We start from the raw sequence: 24,362 nt of genomic DNA on the forward strand, positions 1-24,362 counted from the left end.
AGCACAAATTATTTTGATCAATCGAGAAGCCGATGCTGCGGGAACTGAAAACCTTTATCGCCGTTACCCGCCATGGCACGTTCGCGGCCGCCGGCATGCATATTGGCCTGACGCAGTCGGCCGTCAGTGCCCAGATCCGCCAGTTGGAACAGGTACTCGGCGTGCAGTTGTTCGACCGCACCGGGCGCCAGGCCAGCCTCAATGCGGCGGGCATCCGGGCCTTGCCGTTAGCCAGGGAGATTCTGGAGACGTTCAACCGCATGGCAGTGCCGGTGGATGCCAACGAGTATCGCGGCGAGTTGAAAGTCGGCGCCATCACCACTGCGCAGACTGGCCTGTTGCCGCAAGCCTTGGTCCGCTTGCGCCAAGCTGCGCCGACGGTGGAGTGCAAATTGGTACCTGGCGTGTCCCTGGAGTTGCTCAGCCGGGTGGACGCTGGGGAGCTGGACTCGGCGATCATCATTCGTCCGCCCTTTGACCTGCCCAAGGAGTTACACGTCCAGGTGCTGCGCAAAGAGCCGTTTGTGTTGATCGTCCCCGGCGACGTCAAAGGCGACGATCCACTTCAACTGCTCAACACTTACCCACACGTAAGGTATGACCGCGCTTCATTTGGCGGCCGGCTGGTCAGCCGCTTTCTGCGCGAGCAAAAGCTGGAGGTGCAAGTAGCGCTGGAGCTGGATGAACTGGAAGCCATCGTCAAAATGGTCGAGTGCGGCTTGGGCATTTCGCTGATCCCCCACGCGGGACTATGGCTGGACCGCGCGCCACAGGTACGCGTCATCCCCTTGGGCGGCCTGATATTTCACCGTGAAATCATCCTGCTGAGCCGCTACAGCCAACGCAACCTGCCGGTACCTCAGCTGTTTGCCCGGTGCCTGATGGCAGACGCCGACGTGACATGAGCCTTCAATGTGCATGAGCCTGTAACATGCCCACCCATTGCTGCCCGCGCCGGAGAACACCTTGCCCGCCACTCGCCCTCCCGTCCTCGATGAAATCGATCGCCAGTTGATCGCCGCCTTGCAGATCAACGCCCGCGAAAGCGTGGCCATGCTCGCTCGACAACTGGGCATCGCCCGCACCACGGTCACCTCGCGCCTGGCACGCCTGGAAAAAACCCAGGTAATTACCGGCTATGGCGTGCGCCTGGGGCAACGGGTAGTGGACGGCGGCCTGCAGGCCTATGTGGGCATTACTGTGCAACCGCGCTCCGGCAAGGAAGTGCTGCGCAGGATCAGCGCCATGGCGCAGGTTCAGCAACTGTGTGCGGTCAGTGGCGAATTCGATTATGTGGCCTGGCTGCGCACTGATTCGCCGGAACAGCTTGATCAACTCCTGGACCAGATCGGCAGTGTCGACGGAGTGGAAAAGACCACCACATCGATCATTCTCAGCAATAAACTGGATCGCGGGCAGCCAACCTGACCATCAATCTCGTCACTCTGACTAAAAACAATCCAATACGACGACACTTTGCGTCTTATTAACGAGCGCTACGCTCCCTAGAATGGCTGCCATCTTTTCCTATACTCAACGGGTCGTGCCCCGTTCGAGTCGCCAGCAAGGTCAGCCATGAACGATTCCCAGAAGAACAATCGCCACCCTGCAAATGGTAAAAAACCCATCACTATCTTCGGGCCGGACTTTCCGTTCGCCTTCGATGACTGGATCGAACACCCGGCAGGCCTGGGCAGCATCCCGGCCGCCAACCACGGCGCCGAAGTGGCAATCGTCGGCGCCGGCATTGCCGGGCTGGTGGCCGCCTATGAGCTGATGAAGCTGGGCCTCAAGCCGGTGGTGTACGAAGCCTCGAAAATGGGTGGGCGCCTGCGCTCCCAAGCCTTTGAAGGCGCCGAAGGCATCATCGCCGAACTGGGCGGCATGCGTTTCCCGGTGTCTTCCACCGCGTTCTATCACTATGTGGACAAGCTGGGCCTTGAGACCAAGCCCTTCCCCAACCCGCTGACGCCGGCCTCCGGCAGCACCGTGATCGACCTGGAAGGCCAGACCCACTACGCACAAAAACTCTCCGACCTTCCTGCACTGTTCCAGGAAGTGGCTGAGGCCTGGGCTGATGCCCTGGAATCTGGCTCACAGTTCGGCGATATCCAGCAAGCCATCCGCGACCGCGATGTGCCGCGTCTCAAAGAGCTGTGGAACACGTTGGTACCGCTGTGGGACGACCGCACATTCTACGAGTTCGTCGCCACTTCCAAGGCGTTCGCCAAGTTGTCGTTCCATCACCGCGAAGTGTTCGGCCAGGTCGGCTTCGGCACCGGCGGCTGGGATTCGGACTTCCCCAACTCGATGCTGGAAATCTTCCGCGTGGTGATGACCAACTGCGACGATCATCAGCACCTGGTGGTAGGCGGCGTCGCGCAAGTGCCCATGGGCATCTGGCGCCATGTGCCAGAGCGCTGCGCCCACTGGCCGGAAGGTACCAGCCTCAGTTCCCTGCACAACGGCGCAGCGCGCACCGGTGTGAAACGCATTGCCCACGCAGCCAACGGCCGCTTTGCCGTCACCGATAACTGGGGCGACACCCGGGAGTACGCGGCGGTGTTGACCACCTGCCAAAGCTGGCTGCTGACTACCCAGATCGAATGCGATGAAACCCTGTTCTCGCAAAAGATGTGGATGGCCCTGGACCGCACTCGCTACATGCAGTCGTCGAAAACCTTCGTGATGGTCGACCGGCCGTTCTGGAAGGACAAGGACCCGCAAACCGGTCGCGACCTGATGAGCATGACCTTGACCGACCGCCTGACTCGCGGCACCTACCTTTTCGACAACGGTGACGACAAGCCGGGGGTGATTTGCCTGTCCTACTCGTGGATGAGCGACGCCCTGAAAATGTTGCCGCAGCCCATCGAAAAACGCGTGAAGCTGGCCCTCGACGCATTGAAAAAAATCTACCCGAAAGTCGATATCGCAGCGCGCATCATTGGCGACCCAATCACCGTTTCCTGGGAAGCCGACCCTCATTTCCTTGGCGCGTTCAAAGGTGCGCTGCCAGGCCACTATCGCTATAACCAGCGGATGTACGCGCACTTCATGCAAAAGGACATGCCTGCCGAACAGCGAGGGATTTTCATCGCCGGCGATGACGTATCCTGGACCCCCGCCTGGGTCGAAGGCGCGGTACAGACTTCGCTGAACGCGGTGTGGGGCATCATGACCCACTTCGGCGGCAGCACCCACGCACAGAACCCGGGGCCGGGCGACGTGTTCGACGAAATCGGGCCAATCGCACTGCCCGAGTGAGGAGCACCACCATGCGTGTCGCCCTGTATCAATGCCCGCCGCTGCCACTGGACGTCGCCGGCAATCTCAAGCGCCTGCATCAAGTGGCGCTGGAAGCCACGGGCGCTGACCTGCTGGTACTGCCGGAAATGTTTCTCAGCGGCTACAACATCGGTGTCGAAGCGGTAGGTGCCCTGGCCGAATCCCAGGATGGCGAATCGGCACAAGCCATCGCCAACCTGGCGAAAATCTGTGGCCTGGCGATTCTCTACGGCTACCCGGAACGGGCTGACGACGGGCAGATCTACAACGCTGTGCAGTTGATTGACGCCAACGGCCAGCGCCTGTGCAATTACCGCAAGACCCACCTGTTCGGTGACCTCGACCACTCGATGTTCAGCGCCGGGGACGATGACTTTCCCATCGTGGAGTTGAACGGCTGGAAGCTGGGTTTCCTGATTTGCTACGACCTGGAGTTCCCGGAAAACGCACGACGCCTGGCCCTCGCCGGTGCCGAGCTGATTCTGGTGCCCACCGCCAACATGGTGCCCTACGACTTCATCGCCGACGTCACCGTGCGCGCTCGCGCCTTTGAAAACCAATGTTACGTGGCTTACGCCAATTACTGCGGGCATGAGGAAGACATTCACTACTGCGGGCAAAGCAGCATCGCCGCACCGGACGGCCAGCGAGTGGCCCAGGCTGGCCTCGACGAAGCCTTGATCGTCGGCACGCTGGACCGGCAGTTGATGCGGGATTCGCAAGCGGCCAATCGCTACCTGCTGGATCGGCGCCCCGAGCTTTACAGCACGCTGAACAAGCGCTGACCCACCAGCTTTACGCTAGCATAAGCACTTCCTACGTTTCGGAAGTGCTCATGCCTGCGCCGACCCACCCTCATTACCTTCAACTGAGCCTGGCCAATGGCTTGCGGGTTTCCCTGCGTCATGCGCCGCGTTTAAAGCGCTGTGCGGCGGCCCTGCGGGTTGCTGCCGGCAGTCATGACGTGCCTTTAGCCTGGCCGGGGCTGGCGCATTTTCTTGAGCACCTGTTGTTTCTCGGTACCCAGCGATTTCCCGCAAACGAAGGGCTGATGACCTACGTGCAACGCCACGGCGGCCAGCTCAACGCAAGTACCCGTGAGCGCACTACCGACTTTTTCTTTGAAGTGCCTGCGCAGGCCTTCGCCGATGCGCTGGAGCGCCTTGGCGATATGCTGGCTCATCCGCGCCTGGCCATGGACGACCAACGACGCGAGCGTGAAGTGCTGCATGCGGAGTTCATCGCTTGGTCTCGGGATGCCACGTCGCAGCAGCAACTGACCTTGCTGGGCGGCATTGCAACGGATCATCCGTTGCGGGCCTTCCATGCGGGTAATCGCTATAGCTTGCCGGTACCGCGTGAGGGTTTTCAGCAGGCGCTGCATGAATTCTACGAAAGCTTTTATCAGGCCGGACAAATGACCTTAAGCCTCGCCGGGCCGCAGTCGCTGGCCGAACTGCAAGCGCTGGCGCAGGGGTTCAGCACCCAACTCAAACCAGGATTGGCGCTACCACAAAGTGCGCCACCGGCATTGATGGCAGGCCATGAGCGCACCTATCTACACCCAGCCAATGACCATCTGCATCAGGTCATTGCTTGCGAAGGGCCCCGCGAAGCGTTGGACTTCCTCTGCACCTGGCTAAACGCCCCGGCCCCGGGTGGACTGCTCGCCGAACTCCAGGCGCGGCAATTGATCACCGCCCTGCACGCCGCCCCGTTGTATCAGTTCAACGGGCAGGCGCTGCTGGATATCGACTTCACCCTGGGTGCCGAAGGGGCGCAACAGACGGGACAAATTGAGGAAGTGCTCCGGGACTGGCTGAGCTTTTTCGCCCGCAGTGACTGGTCGCTGTTGCACGAAGAATACGCTTTGCTAATCGCCCGGCAACAGCAAATCAGTGGTGCCCTGGCGCTAGCCCGCCAAGACAGCGAAGGCCTGGAACCGGGCCTGTCCAAACAAAGCGCCGTTGCACTCAAGTCGCTGCTGGACTCACTGCAACTGGAGCCCAGCCGACACGCCTGGCTGCTCCCGCCGAGCAACCCGTTCCTGCGCCCGGTGGCCAAAGCTGAACAGCCGGGACTGATTCGTGGCCAAACCAGCGCCCATCGTGGCTTGCGCACCTTTGCCCAGGATCGCTCACGGGGTCGGCGGGATCTGTCGGCACTGGCTTTCAGCCAGGCCTTGGCGGACGACAGCAGCGAGGGCGCTCTTTACCTGCGCTGGCGCCTGGATTCACCGCTGCGTGCCAGCCTTTTCCCACGCATGGAAAGCAGTCTGCTCTCGGTACGGGAGAACGCCCGCCAGGCCGGTGTCGAAGTGACCTTCGAGGCAGTGGGCAATGACTGGCTACTGAAGCTGATCGGTCTTCACGAGCCGATGCCAGCGGTGCTGGAACAGCTGTCGCGGGTTCTGACACAGCCCGATGAGCGTGCCTGGCAAATGACACTGCACACCCCGGCCCCCTTGATAGCGATCAGGCAGTTGCTCAAGGTGTTTACCCATTCAGCAGCAGCATCGCTTCCTGTGAGCCTCTCAGACCTGCAAAGCCTATGGTCAACCGCCACCTGGGATGGCCTCGGCACCGGCATTCCCGAAGCCTGCCAGATAGCGATCAAAAGTGTGGCCGGCCGCCTGCCAGGACAGCCCGCAAGCATTGCCCAGCAAGCCGAATCGATCGCCGGCCAGTACTGCTGGCAGACAGTCGCTACCGACTCCAGCGAAGCCGCCTTGCTGCTGTTCTGCCCGACACCCACGCAATCCCTGGCCGATGAAGCCAACTGGCGCCTGCTGGCGTACTTGGCGCAGGCACCGTTCTATCAGCGCCTGCGGGTCGAACTGCAACTGGGCTACGCGGTATTCAGCGGCATCCGACAAATCAACGGACAAACCGGTCTGTTATTTGGCGTGCAATCACCCAGCGTTTGCGTGAAAGAAATACTCGACCATATCCAGACGTTTCTAACGCAACTGCCCACCTGGATCGATGCAAGTGATGATCTGCCCCAGCTCCTCGCGAGCCAATTTTCCCCGCAAGCATTGCCCACAGCCCAGGCGGGCGAACTACTCTGGCAAGCTCACTTGGCAGGCCATCCGTCGGATTACCTGAAACAATTGCACGCTTGCATCCAGACGCGAACGAAACAGGATCTGTTGGACGCTGCCCGACAACTGAATCAGGCCACAGGTGGCTGGCACTGCCTGGCCAGCAGGCCCGGCCCCGGCGAGCCCTGGCAGCCAACGCAATGATCATTACCAACCCTGCAATGAGCTTTCTCCGGCAAACCGGGGCGAGGTCGATGAAAAATTGAGTAACATAGCCACCTAAGCATCTGAACATCTCCGCCTGGAGGTGGACTATATGTATAACTTAGTAGTAATCGTCCCATCCATTCGTAGGAGTATGAACATGACTTGGTCCAAACCTGCTTACACTGATCTGCGTATCGGCTTTGAAGTCACCATGTACTTCGCAAGCCGTTAATACCTTTGTATCGCAGCGCAACGCCTCGGTTCGCCGGGGCGTTTTTATTTTTGAGTCTTGTGTGATGGAGCGGCCATGTTTGTCCAGATTCTAGGTTCCGCCGCTGGCGGTGGTTTCCCGCAGTGGAATTGCAACTGCGTGAACTGCGTGGGCTTTCGTGATGGCAGCCTGCGGGCCCAGGCGCGCACGCAATCGTCCATCGCGATTTCCGATGACGGTGTGAACTGGGTGCTGTGCAACGCCTCGCCGGACATCCGCGCCCAGCTGCAGGGCTTTGCCCCGATGCAGCCCGGCCGCGCCCTGCGGGATACCGGCATCAGCGCGATCATCCTGATGGACAGCCAGATCGACCACACCACCGGCCTGCTCAGCCTGCGGGAAGGTTGCCCGCATCAGGTCTGGTGCACCGATATGGTCCATGAGGACCTGAGCACCGGTTTCCCACTGTTCACCATGCTGACCCACTGGAACGGTGGCCTTAACTGGAACCGTATCGAACTGGACGCCAGCTTTACGATCCCCGCCTGCCCCAACCTGCGCTTCACCCCACTGCCGCTGCGCAGCGCTGCGCCACCCTATTCGCCCCATCGTTTCGACCCGCACCCTGGTGACAACATCGGCTTGATCGTCGAAGACCTGCGCACGGGCGGCAAGCTGTTCTATGCGCCCGGCCTGGGCAAAGTAGATGCGCCGCTGCTGGAGATCATGGCCGCCAGCGACTGCCTGCTGGTAGACGGCACGATGTGGGATGACGACGAAATGCAGCGACGTGGCGTTGGCACGCGCACCGGCCGCGAGATGGGCCACCTGGCGCAGAACGGACCCGGCGGCATGCTGCAAGTGCTGGAGCACTTGCCCAAGCAGCGCAAAGTACTTATCCACATCAACAACACCAACCCGATTCTTGATGAAGATTCGCCTGAGCGGGCCGAGTTGGTAAGGCGCAATGTCGAAGTGGCTTACGACGGCATGAGCATTGAATTGTAGGAGCGACCCAATGACCAACACACCGCTAACCACCGCCGAGTTTGAACAGGCCCTGCGGGCCAAGGGCGCCTTCTACCACATCTACCACCCCTACCACGTGGCGATGTACGAAGGCCGGGCCACCCGCGAGCAGATCCAGGGCTGGGTCGCCAATCGCTTCTATTATCAGGTCAACATTCCCCTCAAGGACGCCGCGATCCTGGCCAATTGCCCGGACCGGGAAATCCGCCGCGAATGGATTCAGCGCCTGCTGGACCACGACGGCGCCCCCGGCGAAGATGGCGGCATCGAAGCCTGGCTGCGCCTGGGCCAGGCTGTTGGCGTGGACCCGGACCAACTGCGCTCCCAGGAACTGGTGCTGCCCGGCGTGCGTTTTGCCGTCGACGCCTACGTCAACTTCGCCCGCCGTGCCAGTTGGCAGGAAGCCGCCAGCAGTTCTCTGACCGAGCTGTTCGCCCCGCAAATCCACCAGTCGCGCCTCGACAGCTGGCCTCAGCATTACCCGTGGATCGACCCTGCCGGCTACGAGTATTTCCGCACGCGTTTGGGCCAGGCCCGGCGTGATGTCGAGCACGGTTTGGCCATCACCTTGCAGCACTACACCACCCGCGACGGCCAGGAGCGCATGCTGGAAATTCTCCAGTTCAAACTGGACATCCTTTGGAGCATGCTCGATGCCATGAGCATGGCCTATGAACTGAACCGTGCGCCTTATCACAGCGTGACCGAGCAACGGGTCTGGCATAAGGGAATCGCACTATGAGTTTCGACCTCAGCAAAAAACCGGCATGGCGTACCGGTTACCGCTTCCAGTACGAACCGGCGCAAAAGGGCCATGTGCTGCTGTACCCCGAAGGCATGATCAAGCTCAATGACAGCGCTGCGCTGATCGGCGGTTTGATCGACGGTGAGCGGGATGTGGCCGCGATCATCAAGGCGCTGGACGCTCAGTTTCCCGGCGTGCCCGAACTCGCTGAAGACATCGAACAATTCATGGAGGTCGCCCGTGCAGAGCACTGGATCGAACTTGCCTGATCTGCCGCCCAAGCCTGAGATCGGTTTGCCACTCTGGCTGCTGGCCGAGCTGACTTATCGCTGCCCGCTGCAATGCCCGTACTGCTCCAATCCGCTTGATTTCGCCGAGCAGGGCAAGGAGCTGAGCACCGAACAGTGGATCAAGGTGTTTCGCGAAGCCCGAGAAATGGGCGCCGCACAACTGGGGTTTTCCGGCGGTGAGCCTCTGGTGCGCCAGGACCTTGCCGAACTAATCAGCGAGGCGCGCAAACTGGGGTTCTACACCAACCTCATCACCTCCGGCATCGGCCTGACCGAGCAGAAGATCAGCGACTTCAAGAAAGCCGGACTGGACCATATCCAGATCAGCTTCCAGGCCAGCGATGAACAGGTGAACAACCTGCTGGCCGGCTCAAAAAAGGCCTTTGCGCAAAAGCTGGAAATGGCCCGTGCAGTGAAAGCCCATGGCTACCCGATGGTGCTGAACTTCGTCACCCATCGCCACAACATCGACAAGATCGACCGCATCATCGAGCTTTGCATCGCTTTGGAAGCCGACTTTGTCGAGCTTGCCACTTGCCAGTTTTATGGCTGGGCCCAACTCAATCGCGTCGGGCTGTTACCGACCCAGGAGCAACTGACGCGCGCCGAGCGCATCACCAACGAATACCGTGCCAAGCTGGAAGCCGAAGGGCATCCGTGCAAGCTGATCTTCGTTACTCCGGATTATTACGAGGAACGGCCAAAGGCTTGTATGAACGGCTGGGGCAGTATTTTTCTGACGGTGACACCGGACGGAACCGCCTTGCCTTGCCATGGCGCCCGGCAGATGCCAGTACAGTTTCCCAACGTGCGCGACCACAGCATGCAGCACATCTGGTACGACTCGTTCGGCTTCAACCGCTTTCGCGGCTATGACTGGATGCCCGAGCCGTGCCGATCATGCGACGAGAAGGAAAAGGACTTCGGTGGCTGTCGCTGCCAGGCGTTCATGCTGACGGGGGATGCAAGCAACGCCGACCCGGTGTGCAGCAAGTCCGAGCACCACGGCATGATCCTTCAGGCCCGCGAGGAAGCCGAACACGCCACCCAGACGATCGAACAATTGGCCTTTCGCAATGAGCGAAACTCACGGCTGATTGCGAAAGGCTGAGTGAGGCTTCAGCGTTTGGCGATGATGTACACCGCATGCACGATGCCCGGGATGTAGCCGCATAAGGTCAGCAGGATATTCAGCCAGAACGCGCCAGCGAAACCCACTTGCAGGAACACACCCAGTGGTGGCAACAGAATGGCAATGATGATACGAATAATGTCCATGGGCTCAACTCCGGAAAATCGGCTCGTGTGAGCCGTACAGCTAATCGACCCTGGGCGTTCGTGAGGGTTCAGTGGGGGCCGGCACTGAACCATCTCCCTCAGGCTCCTCTCACGCCAAAATTTCCAGTCCATGCTTTTACACAATACTCAGCAACTTGAGCGCCATACCGCTGGGCTGCTTCTCACCAGACTCCCACTGTTTGACGGTGGAGGCGCTGGTGTTCAAGTAACGGGCAAACACCGGTTGGCTGACATGGCTGCACTCGCGGATCGGCTTGATTTGCTCAGCCGGGATTTGCGCCGGGACAGGTGCAAGACATGCCTCATCAAATTGACGAAGCGTGGTCTTGCTGATGGCACCTAGTGGTATAGAAATTAAAACATCCATCTATCAAATAAAATCGCGAGACAAAAAAAAGCCCCCAGCCAAAAAAATCAGGCCGGAGGCGTCGCGTATACCGCGAGACGGTTCAGAAATTCTGGATTACACGGCGATGCCCCTGCTGCATTGCAGTTGTGCGGTGCGCACGCGGGCGAAGGCGCGGGCCAGGCGCAGGAGCATTTCGTCGATGTTGCCCTGGCTGACGGTCAGCGCCGGGGTGAAGCGCAGGCAGTCGGATTGCGGGGCGTTGAGGATCAAGCCTTCGTACAGCGCAGCCTTTACCACGGCGTCTGCCGAATCATCCGACAAGCTCATCCCCCAGAGCAGGCCTTGGCCGCGCAGTTCTCCCTGGCCGTAGCGATGGGCCAGGCGAGCGAGGCCTTCGCCAAGGTAGTGGCCAGTTTCGCGCACGTGTTCAAGAAAGCCGCTGTCCAGCACGGTGTCGAGAACGGCGACCCCGGCTGCGGCCATCAGGGCGTTGCCGTGGTGGGTGCCTTCCAGTTCACCGATGTCGAAACAGCAGGCCTTGCCCCGGGCCAGTAAAGCAGCCAAAGGCACACCGCCGCCCAGGCCTTTGCCCAGGGTGATGATGTCGGCGCGTACGCCGTAGCGTTGTTCGGCGAGCAAGGTTCCGCAGCGGCCGATACCAGTCTGCACTTCGTCGAGAATCAGCAGTATCCCCAGTTCCCGGCATAGCCGCTCAACACCCTTGAGGTAATGTTCGGTCGCAGGGATAACGCCGGCCTCGCCCTGGATCGGCTCCAGCATGATCGCCACGGTTTGCGCATCTACCGCAGCATGCAGCGCTGGCAAATCGTTGAACGGTACGTGGCTGAAGCCGGGCAACTGCGGTTCGAAACGGTTTTCACGGGCGTCAGCCGACGCCGACATCGCGGCAAAACTGCGACCGTGGCAACCCTTGCTGGCCGTGATGATGCGGTAGGCTCCACCACGATGCAGCTGGCCCCATTTGCGCGCCAGCTTGATCGCCGCTTCGCAGGCTTCCGCGCCACTGTTGAGCAGATAGGCCTGGTCGCTGCCGGTGCTGTGGCACAGGCGATCTGCGATATTCAACTGGCCACGGTTATGCAGTCCGCTGCCAGGGTTGATCAGCGCCTGAGCCTGATCGGCCAGGGCGTGGACCAGCACCGAGGGGCTGTGGCCGAGGCTGTTGGCCGCGCCGCCCTGGGTGAAGTCCAAATAGGCGCGATCGTTGCTGTCCCACAGCCATGAACCCTGGCCACGAACGAACACCTGAGGCGGGCGGGCAACACTGGGCATCAGGCAATCGCTGGAAAGGTCATCGCGCAGCATCGGGGTGTTCGGGTCCAGTATCAGGTCATCAAGGCTAGGTGCAGGGCGACGCAGGTTAAACAGGTTCATAAATGCAGCCTGCTGGCAACTGGACGTTGGTCTATACCACCCAACAAACTCCGTCCGATGTTTTTTGCCTTGCCTATGTAAACAGCTTCGCCGTAAACGGTATTCATCGCGCGCTCTGGCCCTGTAAGCCCTGTTAATAGGCGTAGACTAGGCGCCTTGGGGGCAGACAGCCATTTCGATTTTCCAGCTTTTTCGATAAGCATTACTTATGGATTTCAAGCAACTGCGTTACTTCGTCGCGGTGTACGAAGAAGGCCATGTAGGCCGTGCGGCGGAGCGCCTGTCGATCTCCCAGCCAGCGCTGTCGCAACAGATCCGCCAACTTGAACAGAACCTCGATGTGAGCCTGTTCGAACGCAGCAGCAAACGCCTGCTGCCGACCCTCGCCGCCCACACCTTATACAACCATGCCCTGCCCTTGCTCGACGGCATGCAACAAGCGGTCGAGGCGCTGCGCCACTTCAAGGGTCAGGCCTTGCGCACCTTGGCCATCGGCGTACTACAAACCGTGCACACCAGTCTGGTGCCACAGATGCTGGAGCGGGTGCGCAAGGCCCAGCCGCATCTGGTGGTGCAGATCTACGAGCTGACCGGCCTTGAGATCGAGCGACGTCTGCTCAACGGTTCGCTGGATATTGGCATCAGTTACCTGCCGCCCCGCCAACCCGGTTTACATGGCGTACTGCTGTACGAAGATGAACTGAAGGTAGTGATTCAGGCCGACCACCCTCTGCGGGAATTCAAGAAGGTTTCCCTGAAGCAGGCGGCCGAATTGCCGATGTTGTTGCTGGGGGAGGAGTTTCAGGTGCGGCAGATCTGGCAGGCGCAACTGGCTAACCAGGGCCGTCGGCCGCAGGTGCAGGCGGAGTTGAATACGATGGTGGGTATTCTCGACAGCTTACCTCACACCAAACTGGCGACAGTGCTGCCCGGCCACTCCCAGGACGAACACAGCAACCCTGCTTTGCTGTGGAAGCCATTGAGTGAGCCACGGGTGCCGTTGAAGGTAGGGTTGGTGTGCCGAGATGTGCAGCGTCAACAGGCGACGCTTGAGCTGTTGCGCACATTGCTGGAGGACGTGATGAATGGCCCGCACGGACCTTCGGGACCACTGGATGGCCAGGCCTGAACTTTTTCACAGGCAAAAGAAAACCCCGCCGAAGCGGGGCTTTGCAGACTGTTTCCCTGACATCCATTTCACTCCGCCTTCCTGGCAGAATCCTACGTGTCCGTGTTGTTGCTTTGCGCTTCCTGCGCGACGTCCATGTGAAGTAGATTAGCCGTGGATCCAATCTGGCGATAGAGGACGAATAGCAGTACGCCATGTAAGAGAATGCTTACACGGCATCGCCTTGATCAGAACTGCGCTTCGTCCAGCAAAAACAGCGATTCACTGCCGGCCTTGACCGAAGCACTGAGGGACTTGATTCGCGGTAACAGGCGGGCGAAGTAAAAACGCGCCGTGCCCAGTTTGCTGGCGTAGAAGTCTTCCTGTGTCTCCTTGCCCAACGCAGCCTTGGCCATCAACGCCCACATGTAGGCGTACGCCATGTAACCGAATGCATGCAGATACTCCACCGACGCCGCGCCGATTTCATTCGGGTTGGACATGGCGCGGTCCAGCAACCAGTTAGTCAACTCATCGAGATCATCCACTGCTGCGTTCAGCGGCTTGGTGAACTCGGCCAGGTTGGCACTGGCGGTCGCGGTGAAATGGCGGATCTCGTCAGCAAACAAGGTGTAGAACGCGCCGCCGTTGCCGACGATCTTGCGCCCCACCAGGTCCAGGGCCTGAATGCCGTTGGCGCCTTCGTAGATCTGAGTGATGCGCACATCGCGCACCAGTTGCTCCTGGCCCCACTCGCGAATGTAGCCGTGGCCGCCGAAGATCTGCTGGCCGTGGACGGTGGTTTCCAGGCCCAGGTCGGTCAGGAAGGCCTTGGACACCGGCGTCAGCAAGGCCACCAGATCGTCCGCGCGTTTGCGGGTGGCCGCATCTTCGCTGAACTTGGCCGTGTCCAGTTGCATCGCCACATAGGTAGAGAATGCACGGCCGCCTTCGTTTGAGGCTTTCATGGTCAGCAGCATCCGTCGCACATCGGGGTGGACGATGATTGGGTCGGCGATTTTATCCTGGGCCTTGGGGCCGGTAGGCGAGCGGCTTTGCACGCGGTCGCGGGCGTATTCGATGGCGTTCTGGTAGGAACGCTCGCCGGACGCCAGGCCTTGGATGCCGACCCCCAGGCGCTCGTAGTTCATCATGGTGAACATTGCCGCCAACCCGCGGTTCGGCTCGCCCACTAGGTAACCAACAGCTTCGTCGAAGTTCATTACACAGGTGGAGGACGCCTGGATGCCCATCTTGTGCTCGATGGAACCGCAGGTCACCGGATTGCGTGCACCAAGGCTGCCATCGGTATTAACCATGAACTTGGGCACAAGGAACAGTGAGATACCCTTGGGACCGGCTGGCGCGTCCGGCAGTTTGGCCAGCACCAGGTGGATGATGTTTTCGGTGAGGTCGTGTTCGCCACCGGTGATAAATATCTTGGTGCCACTGATTTTGTAGGAATCGTCCGCCTGAGGCTCGGCCTTGGTCCGAATAATCCCCAGGTCCGTCCCGGCGTGGGACTCGGTCAGGCACATGGAACCCGCCCACGCGCCGGAGTACATGTTCGGCAGATAGGTAGCTTTCAGTTCGTCACTGGCGTGAGTGTTGATCGACACGCACGCACCGGAAGTCAGCATCGGATACAAGCCGAACGCCAGCCCCGCTGAGTTGATCATTTCCTCGACCTGGGCCGAGACCACCTTGGGCATGCCCATGCCGCCGTAGGCCGGGTCGCCACCAACGCCAACCCAGCCGCCTTCGGCATAGGCCTTATAGGCTTCCTGGAAACCGGCGGGCGTGCTGACCACGCCATTGTCCCAGCGGCAACCTTCCTCGTCGCCAGCACGGCTCAGGGGCGCGATGGTTTTGGCGGTGACTTTGCCGGCTTCCTCAAAGATCGCCTCAACGGTTTCTGCATCTACGGTGTCTGCCAGGGCCGGCAGCTGTGCCCACAGTTTGGCAACCTCGAAAACTTCGTTGAGGACGAAGCGCATATCGCGCAGCGGCGCTTTGTAGTCAGCCATGGCAAACCTCGTGAGAACTTTAAAGTGATTCGGTAGGATCGTTTTTACAGACCCCGAGTGTACCCGAACAACTTTTGCGACACATAGGGTCTACTCATGACTATTAAGTATTTTTTGGTCATTACCGCTATAGCGCAAACAGCTCCGCCGGCAAACTCATCAAACACTCACTCCCCGCCTCCACGGCCGCCCGATGAGCGGTGGTGCGCGGCAGCAGGCGCTTGAAATAGAACTCGCAGGTCGCCAGTTTGCCTCGGGCGTATTCGCTGTCGCCGCTGCCATCGTCCAGTTGCGCCTGGGCCACAAGAGCCATGCGCAGCCACAGGTAGGCAAGGATGATGTAACCGCTGTACATCAAGTAATCCAGGGCCGCCGCGCCGACTTCATCGGGGTTTTTCATGGCGGCCATGCCGACCTTGACTGTCAACTCACCCCATTGCTGGTTCAGCTCATTGAGCTGCGCCACATGAGCCTTGAGCTGCGGATGCTCGGCGTTGGCGGCGCAGAACTTGTGGACGATTTTGGTAAAGCCCCGCAGCAGTTTGCCCTGGCTGCCCAATACCTTGCGCCCCAGCAAATCCAGGGCCTGGATGCCGTTGGTGCCTTCATAGATCGGTGCAATCCGGCAATCACGCACCAGTTGCTCCATGCCCCACTCGCGAATAAAACCGTGGCCGCCAAACACCTGCATACCGTGATTGGTGACCTCCAGGCCGGTTTCAGTCATGAACGCCTTGCAGATCGGCGTAAGGAAAGCCAACAGGTCTTCGGCTTCCTGGCGCTGAGTGGCATCGCGGCTCAAATGCGCGGTGTCGAGCAACTGCGCGGTGAAGTAGGTCAACGCACGGTTGCCTTCGTTGAAGGCTTTCATGGTCAGCAGCATGCGCCGTACATCGGGGTGGACAATGATTGGGTCAGCGGCTTTTTCCGGGGCCTTGGCGCCGGTCAGCGAGCGCATCTGCAAGCGGTCGTTGGCGTACTTGATCGCGCCCTGGAAGCTTGCCTCGCCCAAACACAAGCCCTGCATGCCAGTGCCCAGGCGCGCGTGGTTCATCATGGTGAACATGCAGTTGAGGCCCTTGTTCGCCTCGCCTATCAAAAAGCCCTGGGCGCCGTCGAAGTTCAGCACGCAGGTGGCCGAAGCCTTGATGCCCATCTTGTGTTCAATGGAGCCGCAGCTCACGCCGTTGCGTTCACCTGAATCGGGCAAGAATTTAGGCACGATAAACAGCGAAATACCCTTGGTGCCAGCAGGAGCATCCGGCAGTTTGGCCAGCACCAGGTGGATGATATTTTCACTCATGTCGTGCTCGCCGGCCGAGATGAATATCTTGCTGCCGGTGACCGCGTAGCTGCCGTCGGCCTGGGGCACGGCGCGAGTCTTGATGATCCCCAGGTCGGTACCGCAATGGGCTTCGGTCAGGCACATCGTGCCGGTCCACTGACCAGCAGTGAGTTTGCTCAGATAAGTGTCTTTCTGTTCCTCGGTGCCGTGGGCGCGGATCGCCGACATCGCGCCGTGGGTCAGGCCAGGGTACATGCCCCACGAAGTGTTGCTTGAGCCAATCATCTCGCTGAGCACCAGGCCCAGGGACAACGGCAAGCCTTGGCCACCGTAGGCCGGGTCCGATGCGACGCCGTGCCAGCCACCTTCCACGTATTGGGCAAATGCCTCTTTGAAGCCTTTGGGCGTCGTCACCACACCATTGTCGAAATGGCAGCCTTCTTCATCACCCGAACGATTCAATGGTGCCAGGACGTTTTCGCAGAACTTCGCGCCTTCTTCAAGGATTGCGCTGACCATGTCCGGACTGGCGTCAGTGGCGCCCAGTTCGGCGTAGTGGCCGTGGAAGTCAAAGACGTGATCGATCAGAAAGCGCATGTCGCGCAGGGGAGCTTTATAGTCAGGCATGGTGATGTCTCCGGCAGCAGATGGCTTCACGCTACTGCCGCCCGCAGCCTCGGACAATCACTGTAGAGCCGCTGAATACACCACCATCACTCAACCGGCAGCGCTGCCCATGCGCACTGCGCCCCGGCGGTTCTGCCCCGCCGCCACCACGCAGTTGCGCCCGGCGCCCTTGGCGTTGTACAGCGCCTGGTCGGCGGACTTGAGCACCTCTTCCGGGGTGCGTTGCTCGGCCTGGCGCTCGGCCACACCGATACTCAGTGTCACCGAGACGCTGGTGGCACCGCTGCCCGCTCGACGTTGCCGGCCTTGATGGTTGTCTTGAGGCCTGTCGGGATTACGTAATCTGATGTTGTAGTTGGCGATAATCTGGCGGATTTCCTCTAGATGCGGCAGGCATTCATCCAGGGTCTTGCCGGCGAACACCACTGCAAACTCTTCGCCGCCATAACGATAAGCGCGGCCGCCGCCGCTGACCTTGGACAGCTTGCTGGCGACCAGCCGTAGCACCTGGTCTCCCACGTCGTGGCCGTGGGTGTCGTTAAAGCGCTTGAAGTGATCGACGTCGCCCATCGCCAGTACATAGCTGCGCCCCAGCCGCTGCATGCGCTCGTTTAGGGCGCGGCGGCCTGGCAGGCCGGTCAGCTCATCGCGGAAGGCCATTTGATAGGCCTCGTGGGAGACACCCGCGGCGATCATCAGCATCACCTGGCTGCACATGATGTTCAGGGTAAACGGCAGGATGAAGGTCTGGGGCAGCATCCAAAACAGCCCCAGCAACCCTACCAATTGCGCGGCGTGCAATGGCCGTGGCTGACGCCAGTACTGCACCCCCAACAGGATGAAGGCGAGAAAAAACATTGGGTAAGACAGCTGGATCAAACTCATCCATGTGCCATGCAACGCCGGCCAGCGAATCTCCGCCAGCCAGTTCAATAAAGGCTGCGGATAACTTTGCTCAAGGCCCAGCGCCACGCTGCCAATGGCCAGCAGCACCGCACAGCGCGCGACAAAGTCGCGAAACAAGTGGGTCCTCTCCTGCCACAGTGCATAGATGCCAAACAAAAGCGGCAACAGCAGGCAGCACAGATGAAACACCACCGCGGCGTCATCGCGGACCCAGCCGTTATCGCGGTAGAAATCGGTCTGGGTGTCCAGCAGGAAATAGGCGATGTACACCGTGATCATCAGGAACAACTCACGCTGACGACGGTACACCGCGCAATACGCACCGCCGAGCAGCAACACCAGCGTCGGCAGGACGTTGAACAGAGAGGTGAAGAAGACGTTGAGATCCTTGACGTACGCAGCCGACAACCCCGCCAGCAATAACAGCAGCGACGGTAGGAAATGACTGAAACGTACAGCAGACGCGCGCGGCAAGGGTAAAGCTCCGACCCATAATAAAGGATGGCACAGTGCCTTCACTTGAACACAGTTAAGCACAATCAATGTGACCTGTATCACATTGCCATCACTGTAACGGCAGCAAGCCATAATCCCTGAGCGCGCAACTCAGGTTTTTTATCGCTCAAAAAAAAGCCGCCGCTCCCGAAAGAGTGGCGGCTTCGCAGTGAACCCGATAAGGCTTAGTAGCCCAGGTCGAAGTTCTCTTCTTTCATGTCCATCAGGTTGTTGGCGCCCGACAGCATGGTGGCCACGTGAGTGCGGGTACGCGGCAGGATACGCTGGAAGTAGAAGCGCGCAGTCTGCAGCTTGGCGGTGTAGAAGCCTTCTTCGTTGGTGCCGGCAGCCAGTTTCTCGGCAGCCAGGCGCGCCATGTCGGCCCAGAAGTAAGCCAGGCAGGCGTAACCGGAGTACATCAAGTAGTCCACCGACGCGGCACCGACTTCTTCACGGTCCTTCATGGCTGCCATGCCGACCTTCATGGTCAACTCGCCCCATTCCTTGTTCAGTGCCGCCAACGGCGTCACGAATTCCTGGACGGCTGCGTTGCCTTCGTTGGCCTGGCAGAACTTGTGGACGATCTTGGTGAAACACTTGAGCGCTTCGCCTTGAGTCATCAACACTTTACGGCCGAGCAAGTCCAGAGCCTGGATACCGGTGGTGCCTTCGTACAGCATCGAGATACGGCTGTCGCGAACGTTCTGCTCCATGCCCCACTCGGCGATAAAGCCGTGGCCACCGTAGATTTGTACGCCGTGGTTGGCGGATTCAAAACCGACTTCGGTCATGAACGCCTTGGCAATCGGGGTCATAAAGGCCAGCAGCGCGTCAGCCTGTTTCTTGACTTCGTCGTCGATGCCGTACTTGACCACATCAACCTGCTTGGCGGTGAAGTAAACCATCGCGCGGTTGCCTTCGGCGAACGCTTTCATGGTCAACAGCATGCGGCGCACATCGGGGTGGACGATGATCGGGTCGGCGGCCTTGTCTGGCGCTTTCGGGCCAGTCAGCGAACGCATTTGCAGACGATCACGGGCGTATTTCAGACCACCCTGGAAACCGATTTCGGCGTGGGACAGGCCTTGCAGCGCGGTGCCCAGGCGAGCGGTGTTCATAAAGGTGAACATGCAGTTCAGGCCTTTGTTCGCCGGGCCAATCAGGAAACCGGTGGCCGCGTCGAAGTTCATCACACAGGTGGCGTTACCGTGGATGCCCATTTTGTGCTCCAGGGAGCCACAGGACACGGCGTTGCGCTCACCGAGCGAACCATCGGCGTTCGGCATGAACTTTGGAACGATAAACAGCGAAATACCTTTGGTGCCAGCCGGTGCGTCCGGCAGGCGGGCCAGCACGATGTGGACGATGTTATCGGCCATGTCGTGTTCACCGGCCGAGATGAAGATTTTGGTACCGGAAACTTTGTAGGAGCCGTCGGCCTGAGGTTCGGCCTTGGTGCGCAACATGCCCAGGTCGGTACCGCAATGTGACTCGGTCAGGCACATGGTGCCGGTCCATTCGCCCGACACCAGCTTGGTCAGGTAAGCGTCTTGCTGCTCGGCAGTGCCGTGCTCGGAAATGGTGTTCATCGCGCCATGTGACAGGCCTGGGTACATGCCCCACGACCAGTTGGCTTCGCCGACCATCTCGCTCACTGCCAGGCCCAGGGACTCCGGCAGGCCTTGGCCACCGTGTGCCACGTCATGGGCCAGGCTTGGCCAGCCGCCTTCGACGAATTGCTTGTAGGCTTCTTTGAAACCAGTAGGGGTTTTAACGCCTGACTCGCTCCAGGTGCATCCTTCGATGTCACCTACGCGGTTCAACGGAGCCAGCACTTGCTCACAAAACTTGGCGCCTTCTTCGAGAATGGCGTCAACCATGTCCGGGGTAGCGTCCTGGCAAGCCGGCAGACTCTGATAGTGCGCTTCGTAGCCGAGCAGTTCGTCACGAACGAAGCGAATATCACGCAAGGGGGCCTTGTAGTCAGGCATAGCGATAAACCTCTGCTGATGAATCTAGGATGAACAACCGCGTGGATTTGTTGTAGCGGTCAAACAGTTGTTTGAAACATACGTTTACGACCTATCCTTGTCAAGCGTCCCGCAGATGCCGTTTGTCCTGACGTGGGTCAACTGCAGGCACGGCTAGGCCTGCAGCGAAATGCCGCATGAAGTTTCAAAGTTTTAGAAAGTCAGGAAGGGGAGGCAAGGCAAACGTGTGAGCTGGCTTGCCAGCTCACACAGGAAAGCCGGCATGCACTAAATTCAGGCGTAGGTATCGATCAACGTGCCGAGCATTTCATCGGAAGCCTTGGCGATTTTCACGCCCAGCTCCACTTGGAATTTCCCCTCAGCCATCTCGACCATATTGCTCGCCGAATTCGAGGGATCTGCCGCCCGCAAACGGTCGTTTTGCGCGTCCGAAGGCTGGCTAGTGGCGGCACTGGCAATTTTGCCCGCGGCCTGGTCGACACGGTTCTGCCCGGACTGAATGCTGCTCAGCCCAGAATAAAACGCGCTGCTTCCAGAGATGTCCATGGCGTAAACCTGCCTTTACAGAATCATGAACAGTTATTGAAGCAGACATCCTCGGAAAAGGCCCGTCAAAAACACTAATGGCATAATGCCTTAGCTATAGGCAAAACTAGTCAAGCAGATCCAATTGCAGGTATTCAGCGACGGCTTCAGCGCTGGGGTGCTTGAGTTTCGGCACCCTTCCCAGGCATGGCGCCGGCAGTCGCTCGGCCAGCGTGGCGAGGTTTTCTTCCAGACGAGAGGTCTTGGGGTCGATGATATTGGCCACCCACCCCGCCAGCGGGAGGCCATCACGGGCGATGGCTTCAGCGGTCAGCAGCGCATGATTGATGCAGCCCAGACGCACGCCCACCACCAGGATCACTGGTAGCTGCAACGCCTTCGCCAGATCCGACAGGTTGTCCTGATCCGCCAACGGTACCCGCCAACCGCCCGCCCCCTCTATCAAAGTGAAATCCGCCTGTTTGGCAAGAATCTGCTGCATGGGCGTTAACAAGGACTGCACGGTGAGCGCTACTGCAGCTTCCCGGGCCGCCAGATGCGGTGCGATGGCCGGCTCGAATGCCACCGGATTGACCTCGGCATAGGTCAATGGCAACGAACACTCGTCCAACAAGGCCAGCGCATCAGCATTGCGCAAACCCTTGGGCGTCACTTCACAGCCCGAGGCCACCGGCTTGCCAGCTGCGGTGCTCTTGCCCGCTTGCCGCGCCGCACGCAACAGGCCCGCGGCGATGGTGGTCTTGCCGACGTCGGTATCGGTACCAGTGATGAAATAGGCGGTGCTCATAGAGGTTTCTCCAGTACGGCATACACCACTTGATAGGTCGCCGGCAGCCCTTGGGCCTGGCGAAACTGCTCGTATGCCTCAACCAGTGCAACAATCCGTGCACGGCCGGTCAAGCCACCAGGGCGTCCCGGATTAAGATTGTGCGCACCCAACGCTTTCAATTCATGGGTCAGGCTGCGCACATCCGGGTAGTGCAGCACATGGGGACGTTGCTCCAGGCTCACTACCTGCAACCCGCTGTTGTCGCACAGCTGTTGATAAGTACTGAACGGCCGGAAGCGATTAACGTGAACCAGGCCGTCCGCCGCCCGCCAGCTTTCCCGTAGTTCATCCAGCGTCCCGACGCACAGGCTGGCAAACGCCAGCACGCCACCGGGCTGCAACACTCGCCGGGCTTCGCCGAGCACCGCCGCGAAATCGGCGCACCATTGCACCGCAAGACTGGAAAAAATCAGCCCGCAACTGCTGTCCTGCAACGGCAGGCGTTCGGCATCACCGGCGATGAAATGCTCGGCACCGCCCAAGGGCCGGGCGTGATTGAGCATCCCTTCGGCGATATCCAGCGCCAGGCCTTGGCTGCCGGCAAATGTAGCGGCCAGCGCACGGCTGAAATAACCAGTGCCGCAGCCCAGGTCCAACCAGCGCTGGGGAGAAAACCCCTCGGGCAGACGCCGCAGCAGTTCGCCACCGACCGCACGCTGCAACTCGGCGACGCTGTCATAGCTGGCCGCCGCACGGGAAAAGGATGCTGCAACCTGACGCTTGTCGGGCAAGGTCCCTGGCACTGGAAAAGGGCGCAATAGAGGATGGGATAAATCAGTCATCACCGCACTCATGCAAAAAAGCCTGGATCGCCCCGGCTACGCCATGGGGGTCCTCCAGAAGAAAGGCGTGGCCGACCTGTTCAATCAGACCGATTTCAACATCCGGCAATAACTTCAACAGTTCACTGCCCGCCTCAGCGGGCACCAGGCCATCCAGCCCGGCAAACAAATGCAGTTGCGGACCGCGAAAGGCCTGCAAGGCGTCCCGAGTGTCCAACTGCGTCAACAACTCAAGGCCAGTCATCAGCACCTTGGACGGCGTATTCGGCGCACCGCTGACCAACAAGCGCGCCAGGCCCCGTGGATCTTGCGCGCCCTTGGCACAGAGCAGGCCGAAGCGTTTGAGGGTGACTTGGGAGTCGGCATGGCAACCGGCGAGGAAGGCGTCGAAGGTTTCTGCGGGCATTGCGCTCGGCCAACCGTCATGGGCGACGAAACATGGGTTGCAGGCCAAGGTCAGCAAACCGCAACAGCGGTCACCGCGACGGGCCGCCAGCTCCGAAGCAAGCATGCCACCCAGGGACCAACCGCCGAGCCAGGCGTTATCGGGCAGCGTCGCATCGAGTTCGTCGAGCCACTCGTCGAGGTCACTGGAGCCCAGTTCCGGCAAGGGCTCGATATCGACCCGCAGGCGCTCGTCCAACCCTCGCAACGCGGCGGCCAAAGGTTCCAGCGGCGACACGCCAAGGCCCCAGCCGGGCAGCAATATCAGTCGATCACGCATGGTCGGGCTCCTGGCCTAACAAGCGGAAACACTCTTCCAATGCGCTTAACAATAGCTGCACCTGCGTTTCACTGTGGGCCGCCGACAATGTCACCCGCAAACGGGCACTCCCGGCGGGCACTGTGGGCGGACGAATCGCAGTGACCATCAGCCCTCGCTCACGCAGCATCTGTGACAAGCGCACCGCCCGGCCACTGTCGCCGATCATGATCGGCTGGATCGGCGTGAAGCTGTCCATCAGCTCCAGGCCGATTTGCTGGGCGCCCTGGCGAAACTGGCGGATCAGCGTATTCAGATGCTCGCGTCGCCAGTGTTCTGTGCGCAGCAACTCAAGGCTTTTCAGGGTGGCGCACGCCAGCGCTGGCGGCTGGCTGGTGGTGTAGATGTACGGCCGGGCGAACTGGATCAGGCTTTCGATCAACTCCTCGCTGCCGGCGACAAACGCGCCAGCCGTGCCGAACGCCTTGCCCAGGGTGCCGACCAGCACCGGGACGTCTTCCTGGCTCAGGCCGAAATGCTCGACGATCCCGCCACCATTGGCGCCCAGCGGGCCGAAACCATGGGCGTCATCGACCATCAACCAGGCGCCTTTGGCCCGGGTTTCAAGGGCCAGCGCCGGCAGGTCGGCAAGGTCGCCGTCCATGCTGAACACGCCGTCGGTGACCACCAATGTGTTGCCGGTGGCTTTCTCCAGGCGCCTGGCCAGGCTGACAGCGTCGTTGTGCAGATAACGATTGAAGCGCGCCCCGCTGAGCAAGCCGGCATCCAGTAAGGAGGCGTGGTTGAGGCGGTCTTCCAGAACCGTATCGCCCTGCCCGACCAATGCAGTAACCGCACCGAGGTTAGCCATGTAGCCGGTGGTGAACAGCAGCGCCCGAGGGCGACCGGTGAGGTCGGCCAAGGCTTCTTCCAGTTCATGGTGCGGCGTGCTGTGGCCAATCACCAGGTGGGATGCGCCACCACCCACGCCCCAGCGAGAAGCACCGGCGCGCCAGGCTTCGATCACTTGCGGGTGATTGGCCAGGCCCAGATAGTCGTTGTTGCAGAAGGCGAGCAAAGGCTGGCCATCCACCACCACTTGCGGGCCTTGGGGGCTTTCCAGCAGTGGCCGTTGGCGATAAAGGTGTTCGGCACGACGGGCAGCGAGACGCGCGGCGAGATCGAAAGACATGCAGGCCTCGGGGAT

At 60.2% G+C, this 24,362-nt stretch carries 23 protein-coding genes; 11 read left to right on the plus strand and 12 right to left on the minus strand.

Features of this window, described 5'->3' with window-relative positions; all coding sequences use genetic code 11:
• Nucleotides 1-32: 32 nt before the first annotated feature.
• From FQ182_RS00055 to pqqE, 10 genes are all read left to right on the plus strand, one after another.
• A complete protein-coding gene (locus FQ182_RS00055) occupies nucleotides 33-905 on the plus strand; it encodes a LysR family transcriptional regulator (RefSeq protein WP_149413469.1) in 873 nt (290 codons plus the stop codon).
• A 61-nt stretch (nucleotides 906-966) separates the two neighbouring features.
• Nucleotides 967-1,428: an Lrp/AsnC family transcriptional regulator gene (locus tag FQ182_RS00060; RefSeq protein WP_149413468.1), complete on the plus strand. Its 462-nt coding sequence runs from the start codon at nucleotides 967-969 to the stop codon at nucleotides 1,426-1,428.
• Between the two features lie 147 nt (nucleotides 1,429-1,575).
• Nucleotides 1,576-3,267 (plus strand): NAD(P)/FAD-dependent oxidoreductase, encoded by a 1,692-nt coding sequence (locus FQ182_RS00065; RefSeq protein WP_149413467.1) that lies wholly within the window; start codon nucleotides 1,576-1,578, stop codon nucleotides 3,265-3,267.
• A gap of 11 nt (nucleotides 3,268-3,278) precedes the next feature.
• Nucleotides 3,279-4,073: a carbon-nitrogen hydrolase family protein gene (locus FQ182_RS00070; RefSeq protein ID WP_149413466.1), complete on the plus strand. Its 795-nt coding sequence runs from the start codon at nucleotides 3,279-3,281 to the stop codon at nucleotides 4,071-4,073.
• Between the two features lie 50 nt (nucleotides 4,074-4,123).
• Entirely contained in the window at nucleotides 4,124-6,535 is a 2,412-nt protein-coding gene (gene pqqF, locus FQ182_RS00075; protein WP_149413465.1) for a pyrroloquinoline quinone biosynthesis protein PqqF, read from the plus strand.
• A gap of 160 nt (nucleotides 6,536-6,695) precedes the next feature.
• Nucleotides 6,696-6,770, plus strand: a complete 75-nt coding sequence (gene pqqA, locus FQ182_RS00080; RefSeq protein WP_003194766.1) for a pyrroloquinoline quinone precursor peptide PqqA — start codon at nucleotides 6,696-6,698, stop codon at nucleotides 6,768-6,770.
• A 75-nt stretch (nucleotides 6,771-6,845) separates the two neighbouring features.
• Nucleotides 6,846-7,757 (plus strand): pyrroloquinoline quinone biosynthesis protein PqqB, encoded by a 912-nt coding sequence (gene pqqB, locus FQ182_RS00085; protein WP_149413464.1) that lies wholly within the window; start codon nucleotides 6,846-6,848, stop codon nucleotides 7,755-7,757.
• A 10-nt stretch (nucleotides 7,758-7,767) separates the two neighbouring features.
• Entirely contained in the window at nucleotides 7,768-8,520 is a 753-nt protein-coding gene (gene pqqC / locus FQ182_RS00090) for a pyrroloquinoline-quinone synthase PqqC (RefSeq protein WP_149413463.1), read from the plus strand.
• Nucleotides 8,517-8,792: a pyrroloquinoline quinone biosynthesis peptide chaperone PqqD gene (pqqD, locus tag FQ182_RS00095; protein ID WP_149413462.1), complete on the plus strand. Its 276-nt coding sequence runs from the start codon at nucleotides 8,517-8,519 to the stop codon at nucleotides 8,790-8,792. Before pqqC ends, pqqD begins: the two co-directional genes overlap by 4 nt.
• Nucleotides 8,785-9,924, plus strand: coding sequence for a pyrroloquinoline quinone biosynthesis protein PqqE (gene pqqE, locus FQ182_RS00100; RefSeq protein ID WP_371923846.1), 1,140 nt, complete (start codon nucleotides 8,785-8,787; stop codon nucleotides 9,922-9,924). Before pqqD ends, pqqE begins: the two co-directional genes overlap by 8 nt.
• Nucleotides 9,925-9,932: 8 nt before the next feature.
• Here the strand turns inward: pqqE and FQ182_RS00105 are convergent, their stop codons facing one another.
• The 3 genes from FQ182_RS00105 to FQ182_RS00115 form a co-directional block, all read right to left on the minus strand.
• Nucleotides 9,933-10,091, minus strand: coding sequence for a YqaE/Pmp3 family membrane protein (locus tag FQ182_RS00105; RefSeq protein ID WP_003211049.1), 159 nt, complete (start codon nucleotides 10,089-10,091; stop codon nucleotides 9,933-9,935).
• 136 nt (nucleotides 10,092-10,227) lie between these two features.
• Nucleotides 10,228-10,479, minus strand: coding sequence for a DNA-binding transcriptional regulator (locus tag FQ182_RS00110; RefSeq protein ID WP_256666236.1), 252 nt, complete (start codon nucleotides 10,477-10,479; stop codon nucleotides 10,228-10,230).
• Between the two features lie 96 nt (nucleotides 10,480-10,575).
• Nucleotides 10,576-11,856: an aspartate aminotransferase family protein gene (locus FQ182_RS00115; RefSeq protein ID WP_149413461.1), complete on the minus strand. Its 1,281-nt coding sequence runs from the start codon at nucleotides 11,854-11,856 to the stop codon at nucleotides 10,576-10,578.
• Nucleotides 11,857-12,064: 208 nt separating this feature from the next.
• Between FQ182_RS00115 and FQ182_RS00120 the strand changes: the two genes are divergently transcribed.
• A complete protein-coding gene (locus FQ182_RS00120; RefSeq protein ID WP_149413460.1) occupies nucleotides 12,065-12,985 on the plus strand; it encodes a LysR family transcriptional regulator in 921 nt (306 codons plus the stop codon).
• A 227-nt stretch (nucleotides 12,986-13,212) separates the two neighbouring features.
• On the opposite strand, the gene FQ182_RS00125 is transcribed toward FQ182_RS00120, so the two are convergent.
• The 9 genes from FQ182_RS00125 to bioF all read right to left on the minus strand — a co-directional run bounded on the left by FQ182_RS00125 (nucleotide 13,213) and on the right by bioF (nucleotide 24,347).
• A complete protein-coding gene (locus tag FQ182_RS00125) occupies nucleotides 13,213-14,991 on the minus strand; it encodes an acyl-CoA dehydrogenase C-terminal domain-containing protein (RefSeq protein ID WP_149413459.1) in 1,779 nt (592 codons plus the stop codon).
• A 127-nt stretch (nucleotides 14,992-15,118) separates the two neighbouring features.
• Nucleotides 15,119-16,903, minus strand: a complete 1,785-nt coding sequence (locus tag FQ182_RS00130) for an acyl-CoA dehydrogenase C-terminal domain-containing protein (RefSeq protein ID WP_149413458.1) — start codon at nucleotides 16,901-16,903, stop codon at nucleotides 15,119-15,121.
• 90 nt (nucleotides 16,904-16,993) lie between these two features.
• Complete coding sequence (locus FQ182_RS00135; protein ID WP_149413457.1) at nucleotides 16,994-18,283, minus strand: diguanylate cyclase; 1,290 nt, start codon at nucleotides 18,281-18,283, stop codon at nucleotides 16,994-16,996.
• 206 nt (nucleotides 18,284-18,489) lie between these two features.
• Nucleotides 18,490-20,295, minus strand: a complete 1,806-nt coding sequence (locus FQ182_RS00140) for a phenylacyl-CoA dehydrogenase (protein ID WP_149413456.1) — start codon at nucleotides 20,293-20,295, stop codon at nucleotides 18,490-18,492.
• A gap of 273 nt (nucleotides 20,296-20,568) precedes the next feature.
• Nucleotides 20,569-20,841, minus strand: a complete 273-nt coding sequence (locus FQ182_RS00145) for a pyrroloquinoline quinone biosynthesis protein PqqE (RefSeq protein ID WP_149413455.1) — start codon at nucleotides 20,839-20,841, stop codon at nucleotides 20,569-20,571.
• 106 nt (nucleotides 20,842-20,947) lie between these two features.
• Nucleotides 20,948-21,628, minus strand: coding sequence for a dethiobiotin synthase (gene bioD, locus FQ182_RS00150; RefSeq protein ID WP_149413454.1), 681 nt, complete (start codon nucleotides 21,626-21,628; stop codon nucleotides 20,948-20,950).
• Entirely contained in the window at nucleotides 21,625-22,452 is an 828-nt protein-coding gene (bioC, locus tag FQ182_RS00155) for a malonyl-ACP O-methyltransferase BioC (RefSeq protein WP_149413453.1), read from the minus strand. The genes bioD and bioC overlap by 4 nt, the downstream gene beginning before the upstream one ends.
• On the minus strand, nucleotides 22,445-23,176 hold the full coding sequence (locus tag FQ182_RS00160) for an alpha/beta fold hydrolase (RefSeq protein WP_149413452.1): 732 nt from the start codon (nucleotides 23,174-23,176) through the stop codon (nucleotides 22,445-22,447). Before FQ182_RS00160 ends, bioC begins: the two co-directional genes overlap by 8 nt.
• Nucleotides 23,169-24,347, minus strand: coding sequence for an 8-amino-7-oxononanoate synthase (gene bioF / locus FQ182_RS00165; RefSeq protein ID WP_149413451.1), 1,179 nt, complete (start codon nucleotides 24,345-24,347; stop codon nucleotides 23,169-23,171). The genes FQ182_RS00160 and bioF overlap by 8 nt, the downstream gene beginning before the upstream one ends.
• Between the last annotated feature and the right edge of the window lie 15 nt (nucleotides 24,348-24,362).

Origin of the sequence: Pseudomonas sp. ANT_H4 (assembly GCF_008369295.1) — a bacterium.
GTDB lineage: Bacteria > Pseudomonadota > Gammaproteobacteria > Pseudomonadales > Pseudomonadaceae > Aquipseudomonas.

What these genes read in the sequence shown, in the direction of transcription:
- FQ182_RS00055 (WP_149413469.1), top strand. Translation starts at nt 33, where the DNA reads ATGCTGCGGGAACTGAAAACCTTTATCGCCGTTACCCGCCATGGCACG.
- FQ182_RS00065 (WP_149413467.1), top strand. Translation starts at nt 1,576, where the DNA reads ATGAACGATTCCCAGAAGAACAATCGCCACCCTGCAAATGGTAAAAAA.
- FQ182_RS00070 (WP_149413466.1), top strand. Translation starts at nt 3,279, where the DNA reads ATGCGTGTCGCCCTGTATCAATGCCCGCCGCTGCCACTGGACGTCGCC.
- pqqF (WP_149413465.1), top strand. Translation starts at nt 4,124, where the DNA reads ATGCCTGCGCCGACCCACCCTCATTACCTTCAACTGAGCCTGGCCAAT.
- pqqB (WP_149413464.1), top strand. Translation starts at nt 6,846, where the DNA reads ATGTTTGTCCAGATTCTAGGTTCCGCCGCTGGCGGTGGTTTCCCGCAG.
- pqqC (WP_149413463.1), top strand. Translation starts at nt 7,768, where the DNA reads ATGACCAACACACCGCTAACCACCGCCGAGTTTGAACAGGCCCTGCGG.
- pqqD (WP_149413462.1), top strand. Translation starts at nt 8,517, where the DNA reads ATGAGTTTCGACCTCAGCAAAAAACCGGCATGGCGTACCGGTTACCGC.
- FQ182_RS00105 (WP_003211049.1), bottom strand. Translation starts at nt 10,091, where the DNA reads ATGGACATTATTCGTATCATCATTGCCATTCTGTTGCCACCACTGGGT.
- FQ182_RS00110 (WP_256666236.1), bottom strand. Translation starts at nt 10,479, where the DNA reads ATGGATGTTTTAATTTCTATACCACTAGGTGCCATCAGCAAGACCACG.
- FQ182_RS00115 (WP_149413461.1), bottom strand. Translation starts at nt 11,856, where the DNA reads ATGAACCTGTTTAACCTGCGTCGCCCTGCACCTAGCCTTGATGACCTG.
- FQ182_RS00120 (WP_149413460.1), top strand. Translation starts at nt 12,065, where the DNA reads ATGGATTTCAAGCAACTGCGTTACTTCGTCGCGGTGTACGAAGAAGGC.
- FQ182_RS00125 (WP_149413459.1), bottom strand. Translation starts at nt 14,991, where the DNA reads ATGGCTGACTACAAAGCGCCGCTGCGCGATATGCGCTTCGTCCTCAAC.
- FQ182_RS00130 (WP_149413458.1), bottom strand. Translation starts at nt 16,903, where the DNA reads ATGCCTGACTATAAAGCTCCCCTGCGCGACATGCGCTTTCTGATCGAT.
- FQ182_RS00140 (WP_149413456.1), bottom strand. Translation starts at nt 20,295, where the DNA reads ATGCCTGACTACAAGGCCCCCTTGCGTGATATTCGCTTCGTTCGTGAC.
- FQ182_RS00145 (WP_149413455.1), bottom strand. Translation starts at nt 20,841, where the DNA reads ATGGACATCTCTGGAAGCAGCGCGTTTTATTCTGGGCTGAGCAGCATT.
- bioD (WP_149413454.1), bottom strand. Translation starts at nt 21,628, where the DNA reads ATGAGCACCGCCTATTTCATCACTGGTACCGATACCGACGTCGGCAAG.
- bioC (WP_149413453.1), bottom strand. Translation starts at nt 22,452, where the DNA reads ATGACTGATTTATCCCATCCTCTATTGCGCCCTTTTCCAGTGCCAGGG.
- FQ182_RS00160 (WP_149413452.1), bottom strand. Translation starts at nt 23,176, where the DNA reads ATGCGTGATCGACTGATATTGCTGCCCGGCTGGGGCCTTGGCGTGTCG.
- bioF (WP_149413451.1), bottom strand. Translation starts at nt 24,347, where the DNA reads ATGTCTTTCGATCTCGCCGCGCGTCTCGCTGCCCGTCGTGCCGAACAC.